The following is a 16,278-nucleotide window of genomic DNA, read 5'->3' as shown; positions in this document are numbered from 1 at the left end:
GTGACCTTTTTTCTTTTTTGAGACTACTAGTAGCCGGTATTCTGTTGATTTGCTATAGCTGGGTTTGCATTCATCTCATCCAGTGAAATAGGAAGAATGGTTTTAAAGAAGGTTCTATCGATCGTTTTTTGTCTATTTGTTGTGCTTATATTTCCTAAATCATCATCAAAAGTTATCGATTTGTTCCAGCGCATCATATCAAAGAAGCGATGACCTTCTCCAAGGAGCTCTTTGCTTCTCTCATCGGCAATCATATCTAAAGTAATCGTGCCTGAGGTCGCGACATCTAATTTTGGAGAACGTTGGCGTATTGCATTCAGGTAATTTGCTGCAAGGACCTTGTCAGGAGATGATTTTAGTAGAGCAGCTTCAGCAGCGATAAGATATACTTCGGACAAACGGATGACCTTAATATTGACAGCGGTACTATTTGCTGTTGAATTTTTATCACCGGCAAGCGTGGTGCTACCGCTATATTTATAAACCGCTCCTAAATGGGTGGTGCCGACTTCATCATACGCCATAACACCCCATCTGACATCTGTCTCGTCTTTCTTAAGTTTGGCCAAGAATGGATCTGCGGCTATAAAGTTTCCCAATATGGCTGTACTGCCATGTCCTTTTCTGCGGAACATCGCACCCAGTGAACTAGTCCCTGCATCAGCTTCATTCGGATAAACACCCAATTCTAGAATAGATTCAGTTCCAAACATACCTGTCCAGGATTTTACCCAATTTTCATTGCTATACAATGTGTAGACTTTGGAGTCTATGACCTCCTGCGCTGATTTTAACGAATTATCATAATCATTCATATAGAGATACACACGAGCTTGCAGTGCTTTATTGGCGAAAAAGTTAAAATATCCATCCGATTTAGATTTTGGCAAAATGTTTTCCGCATCCTTTAGATCCTGTACAATTTGTTTGTAGTTTTCTTCGACAGAAATGCGTTTTTCCTGCGTACTATATTCGAGGACTTTTGTCACATTAGGAATACCAAGGGAAGATTTATCCATATTGTAGGGTTTTCCATATAGCCTCACAAGATCAAAATTGATGAGGGCTCTTGCGGTCAATGCTTGTCCTTTGTAGGTATTAAAATTTTCGGTTGAACCGGCAGCGACTAGTTTATCGATATTCGTCAAAAGATTATTAATCTGCACAAGTGCATGAAATCCTTGTTTCCAGATACCTGAGTAAGGATTAGAAGAGGCTGAATGATTAAAAACATAAAGATAATCATAACCGCGACCCTGAGATGCTATCGTAAAGTCTCCTCCTTTAGCATCAGCATAGAGTGGGAAATTTCGTCCGTAGTAGGCGACGTTTGCCATTTTACTCATTAACCCATTGATGATAACTTTTGCGTCGGCAGCAGTTTGGATAGAGGAATTAGAGTCACCCATATTAGTCGGTGTGACATCCAGAAAGTTGCTACAAGAGCTGATTGCTAATGATATTGTTATGCACGAGGCAATAAAAAGCTTTTTCATAATACTGTTTTTTTTATTAAAAACTAAATTCGACACCAAAAGTGTATGTTTTTGCCAATGGTGTTTCCCAACCGCGCGTACCAAACTGGTTGACTTCCGGATCCATATACTTATATTTCGAAACAGTCAACAAATTGCTTCCATTGAAAAATACTCTTGCATTGGAAATGCCGGCCCGCTTTAAAAACTCATTTGGTAATCTATAGCTCAACGAAATGTTTTTTAATCTAAGATAGGATGCGTCAAATAGCTGCCTGCTACTGATTTGGTTAACATCTTCCAGATCTCTTCCCGTTACCATTGGGTAAGATCCTCCGGTATTTGATGGTGACCAGCTGTTTTCCGTAAAATAAGCCGCATGAATTCGCTCCCAATAATAGCCATCGTCGGCAACATCTTTGGATGTAGCGTCATAAAGTTTACCGCCTATTTTATAAGCGAAATTAAATCCTAGTGAAAAGTTTTTATAGTCAACATCAGAGTTTATACCTCCGTATAACTTAGGATTTGCATTTCCGATGATGGTTTGTTTCGCTTTTTTGTAGTCATAACTTGCCGCCTTTCCATTAAATATAAAGTCGCCATTAGTGCCATCATTTGTATACCAGACATTTTTGCCATTGGTTTGATCGGTACCTGCCCATTCCAAGCCAAAGAATGATAAGGATGACTCTCCTTCACGGTAAATAAATCGGGCTCTATCGTCTCCCCCTGTGGGATCGAACCAAACGATATCCCGTCCACCATATAATTTTGTAATTTTGGATCCGATGATTGCGGCATTTGCGCTTAATGTCCATTTCCAATTTTCGTTTTTAACGATATCTGAACCTAATTCAATCTCGATCCCTTTATTGTTCATTTCACCAACATTTCGCAGTATGGAGCCGAAACCAGTTATTGTGGAGATTGGAACGTTCTGTAGTAGGTCCTTCGAGTCTCTGTTAAAATATTCAATAGTACCAAATAGTTTGTTGCGGAACAGGCCAAATTCTAATGCGACGTTTGTGGAGTAATTTTTCTCCCAAGCGACGTCCGGATTGCCTAGATTATTTAGACCACCTCCTGGCTGCGTCATGTATTTGTTGGAATAGCTTGTCAGATTTCTCCAGGCAAAAAGGTCGGTAGGTAATGTTCCATTTACGCCATATGAACCTTTGATTCTGAGGTTGTTGATTTCCTCAATCCCTTTAATAAAAGATTCTTTTGCCAGATTCCAGGAGCCGGCTAAAGACCAAAAATTACCCCAACGAGGACCTGGTGCTAAGCGTGATGAACCGTCCCTTCTAAAGGATGCTGATGCAAAATAGCGTTCATCATAATTGTACTCGGCCCGCGATAGTACAGACATCATATTATTGCCCCAAGAATAAGCCGATGCATCCAATATACCTGCAGTGGCGACCGTATGAAGGGAAGAGGATGGTAGATCTTTCCCCGTGGCACGGATAAAATCCGTTGTATTTTTTTCAGCCTCGAAGCCTGCTAACAACCCGATATGATGTAAGCCGAAGCTTTTGTTGTAATTGGCGGTTGTGGATGATACCAATTTCTCAATGGACGTAGAAACCTCGGTAACACGGCCATTATCTGCCATTCCGTTATAATGTTTCGCACTATAGTAAATATGATCTTTGACCTCTGTTCTGTCATAGGAGAAAATAGTCTTCAAGGTAAGTTCAGGCAATAACTTCAATGATAGAGATTCTATAGCTGATAATTTGCTCGTTTTCGAAGAGTTTTCCCATTCTTTATTATAGTATAAAGGATTGTATGCAAGACTACCGTAGCGAGCCGTATATTCCTTACCAGTTTTATAATCCGTTGGCCAATACATCTGCCATAATAAATTACTGGTTTGATACAGGTAATTTGTTCCTGTATTTCGGGTGTCATTCATTCCAATAAGCTTGTTGTTGGCGTAGTTGACATTTGATCCAAATTCAAGATATTTTCCAATTGTTTGCGTCAAATTAATCCGCCCATTAATTCTGTCAAAATTATTCTCGATCACCCTACTTTTGTCCTGCGTATAGCCTAAGGAAGCATAATAATTGGTTTTTTCAGTTGCTCCACTTACCGAAATATCGTTACTGTTGAATATTCCCGTTCTGAATAAAGCATTGTTCCAGTCATAATATTGACCATCTCTATTCACGACACCATCAGTTTTTCCTGAAATATGTACGTTCTCCCATTGGGTGGTCCCATCCGTACTAAATTGATAACCATGAATACCAAAACCATAAGAAGAAGTTGGCTTACCATAATTTGCCGAATTTGGATTCCAGTCCAAGGAATTTAAGCGGAATAAAGTATTTTTATTCGCCTGTTCAGCGGTTTGACCAGCTGCTATTCTAGAATCATATAAAACGCTATAAAGCATGTTGATTTGATCCTGTACGGAAGCAGGTTCATTATTTTTTGTTGCCCAGGAAGGGCTAATGCCAATAGAAGACTTGACATTGATCTTTGGATCTCCATTTTTACCCCTTTTGGTGGTGATGATGATGACGCCATTTGCGGCTCGGGATCCATAAAGAGAAGAGGCAGCGGCGTCCTTAAGCACAGAGATTGATTCTATATCACTCGGATTTAATGTGCTCATGACGTTGTTTGTATTAACAATGTAATCTCCCATTTGTCCGACACTTCCCGAAATAACTGGAACACCGTCAATAACATATAATGGCTCATTCGATGCGTTCATGGAGCCTATGCCTCGAATACGAATCGCCGAAGTAGCCCCCGCTTGCCCCGATCCATTTGACATTTGTAGACCCGCGACACGACCGGTAAGTGCTTTTTCAAAAGAGGTGACAGGTTGTTTATCAATAGCATCTGATTTTATTTGTGCCGCCGAACCGGTATAGGTGCTTTTTTTAGCCGTTCCATAAGCAATGACAATGACTTCGTCCAAAGCTTTTTCATCACTGTTAAGTGAAATACCGATAGTTTTGCGGCCATTGACCTGTACTTCTTGTGAGCTATAACCTACGGCAGATATACTCAATGTTGCATTGGCGTTTGCGTTTAGGGTAAACAGGCCATTTTCGTTTGTGGATGTCCCTTGATTAGCGCCTTTTACATTAATCGTAACTCCGCTAATTGGTTTTCCGTTGCTGTCTGTTATTTTACCAGCAATTTGGATCTGTTGTGCATATAAAGACTGCATCGAACTACAGGCTATGAGACACAACGTTGTGAGCACATGTTGTTTCATAAAAGTGTGAATTGATTAATTTAGTTGTTAATATTTTGGTGCTGTCGAGTGTTGGTCAAACTTGCGATAGCAATTCAGTGCAATCTTTTCTTTAAGAAAAAAACATTGCACTGAATATAGGGTTATTTTCTTACAATTCCAATTCCCGGACGGTCGGGGAGAAGGCAATTGCCATTTACCACGGTCATGCCGTCGTATATATCATTTGCAATTAATAAAGCACCGTCTAGATCTGCCCAGTCTGTTAATGGTGCAAGTTGTGCCGCTGCACTGATGGCGCAAGAAGTTTCTGTCATACAGCCGATCATAACTTTCATTTCCAAAGAACGAGCAAGTTCTGCCATTCGCTTCGCTTCGCGCATGCCCGTGCATTTCATCAGTTTAATGTTAATACCCGAATAAACCCCCTTTAAACCCGGCACATCGACCAATCGTTGGCATCCTTCGTCGGCGATTGTGGGAATTGGGCTATGTTCTGTCAACCAAGCATTATCATCGATCTGCTCTTTAGGCATAGGCTGTTCTAAGAAAGAAACATTTCTTTCTGCAAGCCAATGCGCCATCTCCAAGGCTTCTTCACGTGTTTTCCAACCCTGGTTCACATCGGCGCATAATGGTCGATCCGTAACCTGACGGATGGTATCAATAATCATTTTGTCGGTGTCGAGCCCCAGCTTCACCTTTAAAATTTTAAACTGATCAGCCTCGGCAACTTTTTGGCGGATCATTTCTTCTGTATCGATTCCGATGGTGTAGGACGTCGGTGGGATAAGGTCAGGATTTAACCCCCAGATTTTATAATAGGGCTGGTTCATAATTTTACCAAGGATATCATGTAGGGCAATATCAATGGACGCTTTTGCAGCCGTGTTTTTCGAAGCAAGCTGATCAATATAATGCAGAATCTCTTCGGTTTGAAAAGGTGAGTTAAAACCTGTGAGATCAATTTGATTCAAAAACGAAATCACGCTATCTTGCGACTCGCCAAGATAGGGTGGCATACTCGCTTCGCCATAACCGATAACGCCATCATACTCTAATTCGGTCAATACAACCGGTGTTGTGCTTCGGCTAAAGGAAGCTACTGTAAAGACATGGCGCAAAGTTAGCGTGTAAGGCCGAAACCTTAATTTAAAGGCCCCAAAATCTTTACTAATCCATTCAGATTGATTGCTCATCGCTATGTTTATTTATTGTTGTAGTAATTGTTTTCAACGACTTTCTGTATTGCGCTATCGTGAACTCCGAGGTAACGGCGTGCAGCAACCACAGTTCGGGTTTGAAAATCATCATAGTTAGCTGCATCCTTTAGCATGCTGTTGATCCGTACCAAGCCTGCAGCATGAATAAAGGTTCCATTGCCGATATAGAGTGCAACGTGTGTTACACGCGCATTAGGATTGCTATTTTTGCCTGCCGCAAAGAATAATAAGTCTGCCGGTTTCAGATTTTTAAGTGCTTTCTCAGGGTCGAAATGCCCTTCTTGATCTAAAATGTCGATTTTTTCACCTGCAAGTACTTGTTGCGATGCATCTCGCGGAATTACGAAGCCGTTCATAAAGAAACTTGTTTTAGTAAAACCGCTGCAATCTACGCCTTTTACTGATGTCCCACCCCATAAATAGGGTAGACCCAACATTGTTTTTGCACTGGCAATAATATTTTCCGCCGTAGGTTGGCGTGTTTCAAACCAATTTTTTAAGGTTAGACTTTCTGATTTTTTAATATAACCTAAACGTCCATCCGGATAGGCAATTTCATAAAAATTGCCTTTCTGTCCTTTCAATTGAAGGATGTCACCATAAACGAGATCAGATACCCGCTGGCTTTTTTCATTGGGTTCAGAATATGATTTTCCAAATTCAGCTGTATAAATCACTTTTTCCGCTTGTCGCCAATTGGCCAGCATGGTTTTGTCCATGGCTTCAATAGACGAACTAGGAACCCATGCGATATAGCCGTCGGGTGTACGGACACGGTAGTCACCGCTCTTTTTTTGAAGAAGGTCAACTTGCGTTCCTAATAAAACCTGGCTAGTCAGCTCGGCAGCATTATCTGGAAATGTGCGCATATTTGCGACGGAGAGTCTGATTACTCCAGTCGTTTTTTCGCCTACACTTGCATCGGGCAAGAGCTGTACTTGAATATTGGCTGATATATCTTTTGCCTTTTGCTCTAAAACGAATTTAGCATTTTTTTCAGTTGTTTCGAGCACATATTGGTTCTGTGCTATATCCGCTTTCTGGATGGCCACGATCTTGGTTCTTTTATCGGGAGCAAATTCACGTTTTACGTTTTCTTGCAACTCTTTGATCGTGAAATAAGTCGTGGAATCTAGCTGCTGCGCCTGACTGCTTTCAACCCCTATAAGGCTTGCATAAGCTAAAATAGCGAATTTAAGAGTGTTTTTCATGCGAATTAGTTTGTTTCTAAAGATAGGATTAATTCATAATATAAGTCAATTTTTATTGTCGATTTTTAAGTGATTTTGATGTTATGTTGCTAAAAAACGAATTTTTAGGTTTAATTTTAATTAAATCATCTATTTGCTAAAACCATTTTGTAATATTGCTTATTGATTGTGACGGCAACATTCTTCTTCCGTTTACGGCGAAGCTGTAAAAATGTAGCATAACATTTTACAGCGGATATTGACGAAGTAGGTTTGGGGGAGATCTGATGCAAGATAGTGTAATATGCTAGAAAAGAAAGTGATGCTCTTGTACAGTCAATGATGAAAATTTCTTGTATTCGGTAGACTGAAAGCAGTTTTAATGATTGTTTTTTGCCGGATTAATAAATAGCGATAGTTTTATAAAATAGTAATAAGGAAATGAGTTCAAGACGTGATTTTATTCGGCAAGGTTTGATTGCTGCGACGACAATGGGGACATTAACCGCATTTGATGCGAAAGGATTGACGATTGCAGCAAAAGGCAGTGTTAAAAAATACCCTATTGTAATTTCAACTTGGGACTTTGGGATCGCAGCAAATAAAGCCGCTTGGGAAATATTGTCGAAAGGTGGTAAGGCATTGGATGCCGTTGAACAAGGCGTACGTGTACCCGAGGCTGATCTCAAAAATATGACAGTTGGTAAAGGTGGTTATCCAGATCGCGACGGTCACGTCACACTTGATGCTTGTATCATGGATGCGGATGGTAACTGCGGTGCTGTTGCCGGAATGGAAAAAATTGGACATCCAATATCTGTAGCACGGCTGGTTATGGAAAAAACACCCCATGTCATGCTAGTAGGCGAAGGCGCATTGCAATTTGCGTTAGAAAATGGTTTTAAGGAAGAAAATCTACTGACCCCGGAAGGTGAAAAGGCCTGGAAGGAATGGTTGAAAGAGAAAAAATACAAACCTGTAGCCAATATTGAAAACCAATCTTTTGCCGCAGAACGTTTGCCGGGAAATCAATACAACCACGATACGATCGGTATGTTGGCGTTGGATGCCAATGGAAATATTTCTGGAGCCTGCACCACGAGTGGTATGGCTTTCAAGATGCATGGTCGGGTAGGAGATAGCCCTATTATTGGAGCCGGACTTTATGTCGATAATGAAGTTGGGGGTGCTACTTCGACCGGAGTTGGTGAAGAAGTTATCCGAAATGTAGGTAGTTTTTTGGTAGTCGAATTGATGCGTCAGGGTTATTCTCCCGAAGATGCCTGTAAGGAAGCTGTTATGCGTATCGTTAAGAAGAAGCCTGCAATTGCAAAGGAAATCCAAGTTGGATTCTTAGCAATTAATAAAAAAGGGGAATATGGTGCCTATGCGCTACAACAAGGTTTTTCCTATGCGGTTTGTGACAGTAAACAACAAGATTTATTGATTAAAGGAAAGCACTACTATAAATAGTAAAAATAGGGGCTTACGGGTTCGAGGAGCGATGAAAGCAAGGTATATCATTGCCGATTAATCATTATATTTGTTTAAACCTATAGCCGCAGCTGATGCATCGGCTATAGGTTTATAAAAGTGAGAGTAAAATACGCAAGGTTATAAAAGTATGAAAGCAACATTTGGAGGAGGATGTTTTTGGTGTACAGAAGTTATTTTCCAAAACACTGAAGGGGTAACATCGGTATTACCTGGTTATATGGGGGGACATGTAGATAAGCCGACTTATGAGCAGGTCTGTACGGGGACAACTGATCATGTTGAGGTTGTCGAGCTAGAATATGACGACGAGCTGGTGAATTATGAAGATCTCTTGAAAATCTTCTTTAAGACCCATAACCCGACGACATTAAACCGTCAAGGTAACGATGTGGGTACGCAGTATCGATCAGTTGTTTTTTATCATAATGAAGAACAAGAGATCTTAGCACAGAATTTTATCGATGAATTGGAAAATGAGGATGTTTACGAGGACCCTATTGTCACAGCGGTAGAACCTGCGTCTACATTTTGGTTGGCAGAAGATTATCATCATAATTATTTCAATGATCATCCTGAAAATCCATTTTGTTCAGTAGTCATTGCTCCAAAACTTCAAAAATTCCTAAAAGAATTTAAAGCTTAAAAAGACAATATTTTTAAAAAGACAATATTTAAGGTGTTGTATCCCAAAAAAAAGCTCGAATATTTATTCGAGCTTTTTTTGTGTATTTAATATGAGTTAGAACATTTCCATCTGTCCTTTATCATCGATTTGAATATCATTTGGATTGGTGATCTCCAATTTGATGTCGTCATTTTTTTCGGTTGACTCGACCTCTTTTTCGTTCACGGAACTGTCAACTTCTGTCGTCGTACTATCAACTGTTGGTTCTGTGGTATCAGTACTTGATTCGGCTGCCTTTTCTTTACTTTTTTGACTTAAATCTTCATCCGCTGTCAATAGTGTAACCGATTTTACGGTATGGAAAGATAGGCGGTTTCCTTGCGCTTTTATTCCTTTTACGTCAATAATTTCAGTCAAAGGTTGATCAAGGGTTTCTTCCGTTTGGGATTTGCCTTTTAAAATCTCCAATTTGACCATCGGTTCAGCTGCATTACTCATCAGGATCAGTTTGGATCCTGCATCTTCATTGATAAAGGAAATACGTTTTCCAATAGGCTGATCGTCAAATTTAAAACGTTTGACAAAGTACGTTCCGCTCTTGCCGTCCTTATGCACGACTGTATAGATATGGTCTGGATAATATTTTTCGATCCGGATCATTTTCTCGTCGAAGTGGTTGCTTAGATCAAAGTTTGCTAATTCGTAGCTACCATCCGAAAGGACTACTAATATCTTGTCGTCGCCGTCAAACTCGCCAAGGTATTGTCCACGCTCATCTGCGTTTAGACGTTTCATGATGGTATCGTACCATATTTTTCGTCCTGCTAGTGTGGAGACTCCAGAGCTTTTAAAGCTGATTTTTTTGACAGGATATTTTGATACAATGTTTCCTTGTGAAGCACGGCCCTTGATTGCAATCTCGGCAAAGTCCATGTCAAAATTCAACTTACGCAATTTTGTGTGCGGCTTAAGCTGTATATTAACGACTTCCGCTTCACCATTGGGATTGGCTGTGAAATACAGGATTTTTGAGCCCTTGGATCCCTTGGACACATCATATTCCTTATCTCGCGTAACTCCTACTACCGAGAAACGTTTGATAAAACTGGTTCCAGTTTCACCTTCTTTATAGATGGCGTTATAGATTGTCCGTTCATCACCTTTTTTGAAAACAGCAACGTGGATAATTCCTTTTCCAACAAATACTTTATCCTGAATTTTACTGACAACATATTTGCCATCTTCGCGGAATACAATAATATCGTCGATATCCGAACAGTCGCATACAAACTCATCTTTCTTCATTCCCGAACCAATAAATCCTTCTTCGCGATTGACATATAGTTTGGTATTTGCTAGCGCAACTTGGGTCGCTTCTACTTTGTCGAATACCCGCAGTTCAGTTTTACGCTCGCGGTCTTTACTATATTTATCACGCAATTTCTCAAACCATGCAATGGCATATTCCGTCAATTGACGTAGATGACGCTTGACTTCTTTGATCTCATTTTCGAGTGTTTTCATCATTTCGTCCGCTTTTTTAACGTCGAAACGTGTAATGCTACTCATTGGTTTATCGATCAATTTTTTGTAATCTTCTGGACGAATCTCGCGGTAAAATTGATCGAAGAAAGGCTCAAATAAGCGATTCAGAACTTGCACAACAACCTCAAAGTCACCTGCATTTTCATAATCCGGATGCTTGTACATCCCCTCTTGAATAAATATTTTTAATAAACTACTGAAGAAGATTTTTTCTTGAAGATCGTTTAAACGAATCTCCAATTCTCGTTTCAATAAATTTTTGGTGTTTATTGTGTTTTCAGTCAGAATGTCGTTGACACTCATAAAGTGAGGTTTCTCATCCTTGATAACACAGGTGTTAGGAGAGATAGAGACTTCACAGGCGGTAAAGGCATATAATGCATCGATCGTTACATCGGGAGAAATTCCAGGAGCCAAATGTACAATGATCTCTACATTTCCCGCTGTATTATCCTCGATTTTTTTGATCTTAATTTTTCCCTTATCGTTTGCGGTAACCACGCTTTCAATCAGACCGCCGGTTGTCGTTCCAAATGGAATTTCTGTAATTGCGAGCGTCTTTTTGTCGCGTTCTTCAATTTTTGCACGTACACGGATTTTACCACCACGTTGCCCCTCATTATAATTTGAAACGTCGGCCATACCACCCGTAGGGAAGTCTGGGAAGATATTCGGACGTTCACCGTGTAATACCTGAATTGATCCGTCAATTAGCTCAATGAAATTGTGGGGCATAATCTTGGTCGCTAAACCAACAGCAATCCCTTCGGCACCTTGAGCCAATAATAACGGGAATTTTACAGGAAGGGTGACAGGTTCGCGATTCCGTCCATCGTAACTTAATTGCCACTCAGTCGTTTCGGGATTGAAGACAACGTCATTTGCAAATTTGGATAATCTTCCCTCGATGTACCGTGGAGCAGCAGCAGAGTCACCCGTAATTGGGAAACCCCAGTTACCTTGACAGTCAATCAAGAGATCTTTTTGTCCCAATTGTACCATGGCATCACCGATAGAAGCATCACCATGTGGGTGATATTTCATCGTGTTACCAATGACGTTGGCAGCTTTATTATATCTTCCATCATCCATTTCCTTTAAGGAATGGAGGATACGACGTTGTACGGGTTTCAAACCGTCATTGATATGTGGTACGGCTCTGTCCAAGATAACATAGGATGCATAGTCCAAAAACCAGTTTTCGTATAGTCCTGATAAAGGTATCGTCTGACTTCCGCTCTCTGTTTTTCCTGATCCCAGTTCTTCTTGATTATCTTCCGTTGGGAAGTTCGTTTCGTCACTCATTTACTCAGCAATAGATTAAATTGTACAATACAGAAATGTTCGAAATAGTATTTTATTCGAACGTGTAAAAATACAAAACCATTTTGTTTTATCCCAGCGAAACTATGAAAAGTTAAAAAAATTAGTTTTTAAAACTAATATAATTAGCTTGTTTCGTTGTCAGTGGCCAAATCATACCAATAACAGGGAATATCCCATAGATCGAAATGAAATTCTTCAGTCACCTGAAATCCTACTTTTTCCAAGACATGTCTTGAACCCAGATTTCCCGTATGTGTGATGGCATGTACTTCAAAATGGATCAGCTGTTCTCTATAATATTGCATGCAGGCTTGTGCAGCTTCTGTCGCATAGCCTTTTCCCCAAGATTCCGTTCTGAAACGGTAACCAAGGTCTAAAAAACCGATACGTCCGTTCTCCAATTCATCAATATATTTAAATCCCGTCCAGCCTATCCATTGATTGCTTGATTTCTCAACGACCCCTAGACGGCCTATACCGTATTTTTCATATTGTTGTTGAATAGGCGCGATGGCTTTTTTCATTTCTTCAATGGATTGAACAGGCTCCTTATTCAGAAAGGTATGAACCTCCGGCTGTGAATCCATCGCGAAAAAATAAGCGGCATCATCCATCTCTATTGGACGGATAATTAAACGTTCAGTTTCCAGTATAGGTAAGTGTTTTTCCATATTGTTTATCTCAAGTGTTAGGCATGCTAAAGCCACAATTTGTCGATATCTTTTTGTAGTATTTTGTCTTTCATTTCCTCCTCAAAGTCTCCGAACAGTTCTTTGTTAACAGATTTACTGATTCTGCCATTTTCGAGTACCAAGATTTCATCGCAGGTATCTTTTAGTGTGGAAAAGATATGCGACGAAATTAGGATCGTTTTACCCATCGCTTTTAAGCGTAATATAATCTCCGTAAGAATAATGCTGCTTTGTAGATCAATGCCATTAAAAGGTTCGTCAAGGATATAATAATTATTGTCCTGAAGTAAAGTAGCTGTCAGGGCTAGTTTTTTTTTCATACCCGTGGAATAGTCGCTCGCATACTCTTTTAAGGGCAACTCGAAAATATTTCTTTCACTGAGGTTTTTGATCTGTTTACCACGCGCATCTGTCAGCAGATAAATATACTCTTCACCTGTGAGCTTAGAGAGGAAATATGGATCGGAGGTCAGGTAACCTAAATTGTTTTTGAGCGGCGCCAAATCAGATTTTATACTTCCCGAGGCGGTTTCCAGTCCAGCAATACATCGAAACAGCGTTGTCTTTCCGGCGCCATTTTCACCGACGATACCATATACTTTTCCGCTTTCAAAAGTGTAAGTAATCTCGTGGAGCACTTGATGCCGTCCAAAGGACTTGCTGATATTCGTAAGCTCGATCATAAGTGGTTTTTTAGATTGTTGATTGCTTTGATATAATAAAAGGGCAATAGCGCAAGGATCAAGGGGTAAAAGCTAAAACAAAGTGCCAATGCAAAACCTTCGGGGAAATTGATCTCCCGTGGATAAGCGACGTATTTTAAGATGATTGCAAAAGGAAGCAAAAGTAATATTCCGCCCAATACAATACAGACATTAAATAAATCCGATGGAAAGATTATAACATACAGAAAAAGAAGGGGCAGTACCAAGAGTAGACATTGTAAAATTCCTCTTTTAAACTTTCGCATCAGAAAGACTGTTGGTGTATAATGGTTATTCCAAAGGTAAAAAATAGGTTCCGGTAATTGATAATAGAAAACACAGGCGAGCGCAATGCAAACCACACAAAATAAAACAAGATTGGAATTGGCCACATAAAAGCCGATTCCGGCCAAGAGATACAATACAAGCAAGAGCAGGTAGCTCCGTCGGAATCCGATGATAAATTCAAAAGGTTTTTTTGCGAAAGGTGTCGGAATAGATTTTCCGAAAGCCTTAAATGTCAAAAATGCAAAGATAATAGCCAAAATAGCTAATAACACTGCATAGCCCCATTGGTTGTGGAGGAAAAGAATGATGAAGGACGGCAGCGTTAACAAGCCATTTTCCAATATTCTGATTTTGTGGAAATCGTATTTACTGTATGTATTTTTGAGAAAGTCATTTCTGTTTTTTTCTGTGAGCAGAAACAGTGCTTGGAAATTGCCAAGCAGTAGGGCATAACAACCAAAAAGCGGATATTGAACCAATGCATAATAAGCAAAATAACATAATCCAAACAACAGGAGAAAGGCGAGCCAAACCGGCAGTCCTGTAGCGCGAATATGCCGAGACAGTAAAGTATATTGAAGCTTTAAATAATTGCTAACCATGATACGATCAAAAGTAAAAAATCGAAGTTAAAAACAAGGGACTGTTCCCTTATTTTTATTTCGGCCTTGCAACGATCGATTGTTGGTCGTTTTGACGCTTGAATTTCTTTATTTTACGGCCCTGTGTCTTTTCTGCCAGCTCAGCATATAGGTCAGAGCAAGTAGCAAAACTACTGCATTGGCATACATAATGACTGGAATTCGTAGGATAACATCACTATAGTACAATCCAGCAAGCAGTGCGCCAAGTCCTATTCCGGCTTCAAGGGAGATATACATGGTTGCAACCGCCTTGCCGCGATGTTCGGGTAAACTAAGGTCAATCGTCCAGGCATTCACAGCAGGGGAGAGTATACCCGTGCCTACACCATAGATGCTTGCGCCGATCATCATGCCAATGAAACTATTTCCAATGCCAATAGCAACGAGTGCAATCGCGATAATAACTATTCCGACAACAATAACCTTAGGTCTTCCATAACGGTCCGAAACTTTGCCGGAAACAAAACGTATCAATACTGACGCAATGGTGAAGGCTAGGAAAAATAGCCCTTTATTTTTGAGTCCAAGGTATTCACTCCAGTCGGGAATTAGGGTTAAAATGACTCCATAAGCGGTGTAAGATAAAAACGTGACGATTCCCGCAGGTAGTGCACGCCATTCAATGATATCTTTTCGGTTTATTTTGAGCATGGAGAGATTGAATTTCTCTTTTTTCGCCAGTGTTTCCTTCATGTTAATGACGATAAGGATGGAGAGAAGTGCCATGAAAGAAGAGCAATAAAACATCACATTGATACCAAAGGCCTCGAAAATAGCGCTGCCAATTGCTGGGCCGACAGCTGTACCGACGCTAAAGGCCAATCCATGCATCCCAAGCGCCTCACCCCATCTTTTTTGTGGAACCAGATCGGCGACATAAGCAGAAGTTGAGGTAGGTTTAAAACCAGTGGAAAAACCATGTATCAATCGTAAGAATAGAAAGCCCGCGACTGATGTTAAAATGGGATAAAGAAAACCACAGATGAAACAGACAATGGATCCAATGGCCATGACTGGTACACGTCCCCAGCGATCGGTCAATTTACCACTAAAAGGCCGCGAAATTCCGGCAGTCAATGTAAACAGCGCTATGATCAACCCTTTGTATTCTGCTCCGCCCAAACTGCTCAGATAATTGGGTAGTTCGGGGATGATCATATTGAAGCTAGAAGAAAATAGGAGTGAGCTTAAGCAAAGTAAAATAAATTGAAGCGTATAGATGGATTTCTGTTCAGCTGGCATGGCGCTATTTTTATCGTGTGTGAGTATTCAAAAAAGAATAATGGATTGTGGCGATTATCCATCCTTCTAGGGAATGGAGCAAATGTACAGTTTTTGGAACGATTATGCGGTTTCTTTTGGTGGAAAAATAATAGAATTCTTTATATAAGATAGAAAATACGAAGGCGAGGACGTTAGTGCCTAAAAAAAGATTATTTTTGGGAAGACCCTTTATTTAGAACATGCAAGAACTTAGAAATCCTGGTGTTTATTTTGAAATTCCGGTATCGGATTTGAATCGCGCAATCGCGTTTTATAGCCAGTTATTCAATTTTACCTTTGAACAGGAAGATTTTGACGATAACCACATGGCTTACTTTCCATTTCAAGAAACCTTATCTGGGATTACTGGCGCCCTGGCGAAAGGCGAAATTTATAAACCTACACGCGAGGGAGTACTCCTTTATTTACATGTAGAAAACATATCTACTACGTTGGAAAGGGCCATGAGCTTGGGTGGAAAAGAGCTATATCCCGCCACTTTTCATGCCGATCTGGGATTTGCTGTTGCGGAGATTGAAGATTCTGAAGGAAATAGGATCGGGCTACATCAAAAGTTATAAGC

The 16,278-nt window shown here is 40.2% G+C and carries 12 protein-coding genes; 3 read left to right on the top strand and 9 right to left on the bottom strand.

Annotated features, from left to right (window positions below; translation table 11 throughout):
- Nucleotides 1–26 precede the first annotated feature (26 nt).
- The 4 genes from B4Z47_RS12595 to B4Z47_RS12580 form a co-directional block, all read right to left on the bottom strand.
- Complete coding sequence (locus B4Z47_RS12595; RefSeq protein WP_286727386.1) at nt 27–1,496, bottom strand: RagB/SusD family nutrient uptake outer membrane protein; 1,470 nt, start codon at nt 1,494–1,496, stop codon at nt 27–29.
- Nucleotides 1,497–1,512: 16 nt separating this feature from the next.
- The gene (locus B4Z47_RS12590) at nt 1,513–4,719 is read right to left on the bottom strand and encodes a SusC/RagA family TonB-linked outer membrane protein (RefSeq protein WP_286727385.1); all 3,207 of its coding nucleotides are present in this window, start codon (nt 4,717–4,719) and stop codon (nt 1,513–1,515) included.
- Between the two features lie 122 nt (nt 4,720–4,841).
- Nucleotides 4,842–5,897, bottom strand: a complete 1,056-nt coding sequence (locus B4Z47_RS12585) for a dipeptide epimerase (RefSeq protein ID WP_083296002.1) — start codon at nt 5,895–5,897, stop codon at nt 4,842–4,844.
- An 8-nt stretch (nt 5,898–5,905) separates the two neighbouring features.
- Nucleotides 5,906–7,132 (bottom strand): NlpC/P60 family protein, encoded by a 1,227-nt coding sequence (locus B4Z47_RS12580; RefSeq protein ID WP_286709854.1) that lies wholly within the window; start codon nt 7,130–7,132, stop codon nt 5,906–5,908.
- Between the two features lie 420 nt (nt 7,133–7,552).
- On the opposite strand from B4Z47_RS12580, the gene B4Z47_RS12575 reads away from it, so the two are divergent.
- Together B4Z47_RS12575 and msrA are read left to right on the top strand one after the other, a co-directional pair.
- The gene (locus B4Z47_RS12575; protein ID WP_070567228.1) at nt 7,553–8,584 is read left to right on the top strand and encodes a N(4)-(beta-N-acetylglucosaminyl)-L-asparaginase; all 1,032 of its coding nucleotides are present in this window, start codon (nt 7,553–7,555) and stop codon (nt 8,582–8,584) included.
- A 151-nt stretch (nt 8,585–8,735) separates the two neighbouring features.
- On the top strand, nt 8,736–9,251 hold the full coding sequence (msrA, locus tag B4Z47_RS12570; protein ID WP_286709853.1) for a peptide-methionine (S)-S-oxide reductase MsrA: 516 nt from the start codon (nt 8,736–8,738) through the stop codon (nt 9,249–9,251).
- A 96-nt stretch (nt 9,252–9,347) separates the two neighbouring features.
- Here msrA and B4Z47_RS12565 read toward each other — a convergent pair whose 3' ends face one another.
- The 5 genes from B4Z47_RS12565 to B4Z47_RS12545 all read right to left on the bottom strand — a co-directional run bounded on the left by B4Z47_RS12565 (nt 9,348) and on the right by B4Z47_RS12545 (nt 15,674).
- Nucleotides 9,348–12,083: a DNA gyrase/topoisomerase IV subunit A gene (locus B4Z47_RS12565; protein WP_115047656.1), complete on the bottom strand. Its 2,736-nt coding sequence runs from the start codon at nt 12,081–12,083 to the stop codon at nt 9,348–9,350.
- A gap of 143 nt (nt 12,084–12,226) precedes the next feature.
- A complete protein-coding gene (locus B4Z47_RS12560) occupies nt 12,227–12,775 on the bottom strand; it encodes a GNAT family N-acetyltransferase (RefSeq protein ID WP_286727384.1) in 549 nt (182 codons plus the stop codon).
- 26 nt (nt 12,776–12,801) lie between these two features.
- Nucleotides 12,802–13,479, bottom strand: a complete 678-nt coding sequence (locus B4Z47_RS12555) for an ATP-binding cassette domain-containing protein (RefSeq protein WP_286727383.1) — start codon at nt 13,477–13,479, stop codon at nt 12,802–12,804.
- Nucleotides 13,476–14,390 carry a hypothetical protein gene (locus B4Z47_RS12550; RefSeq protein WP_286727382.1) on the bottom strand — a complete coding sequence of 305 codons (915 nt, stop codon included), beginning with the start codon at nt 14,388–14,390 and terminating at the stop codon, nt 13,476–13,478. Before B4Z47_RS12550 ends, B4Z47_RS12555 begins: the two co-directional genes overlap by 4 nt.
- A gap of 108 nt (nt 14,391–14,498) precedes the next feature.
- On the bottom strand, nt 14,499–15,674 hold the full coding sequence (locus B4Z47_RS12545) for an MFS transporter (RefSeq protein WP_070567216.1): 1,176 nt from the start codon (nt 15,672–15,674) through the stop codon (nt 14,499–14,501).
- Nucleotides 15,675–15,895: 221 nt separating this feature from the next.
- On the opposite strand from B4Z47_RS12545, the gene B4Z47_RS12540 reads away from it, so the two are divergent.
- A complete protein-coding gene (locus tag B4Z47_RS12540) occupies nt 15,896–16,276 on the top strand; it encodes a VOC family protein (RefSeq protein WP_112374217.1) in 381 nt (126 codons plus the stop codon).
- Nucleotides 16,277–16,278 lie beyond the last annotated feature (2 nt).

This window comes from Sphingobacterium sp. UBA2610 (assembly GCF_002339225.1).
Lineage (GTDB): Bacteria > Bacteroidota > Bacteroidia > Sphingobacteriales > Sphingobacteriaceae > Sphingobacterium > Sphingobacterium multivorum.
Note: the sequence above shows the minus strand (reverse complement) of the source record. Positions and strands in the feature narration are given on the sequence as shown.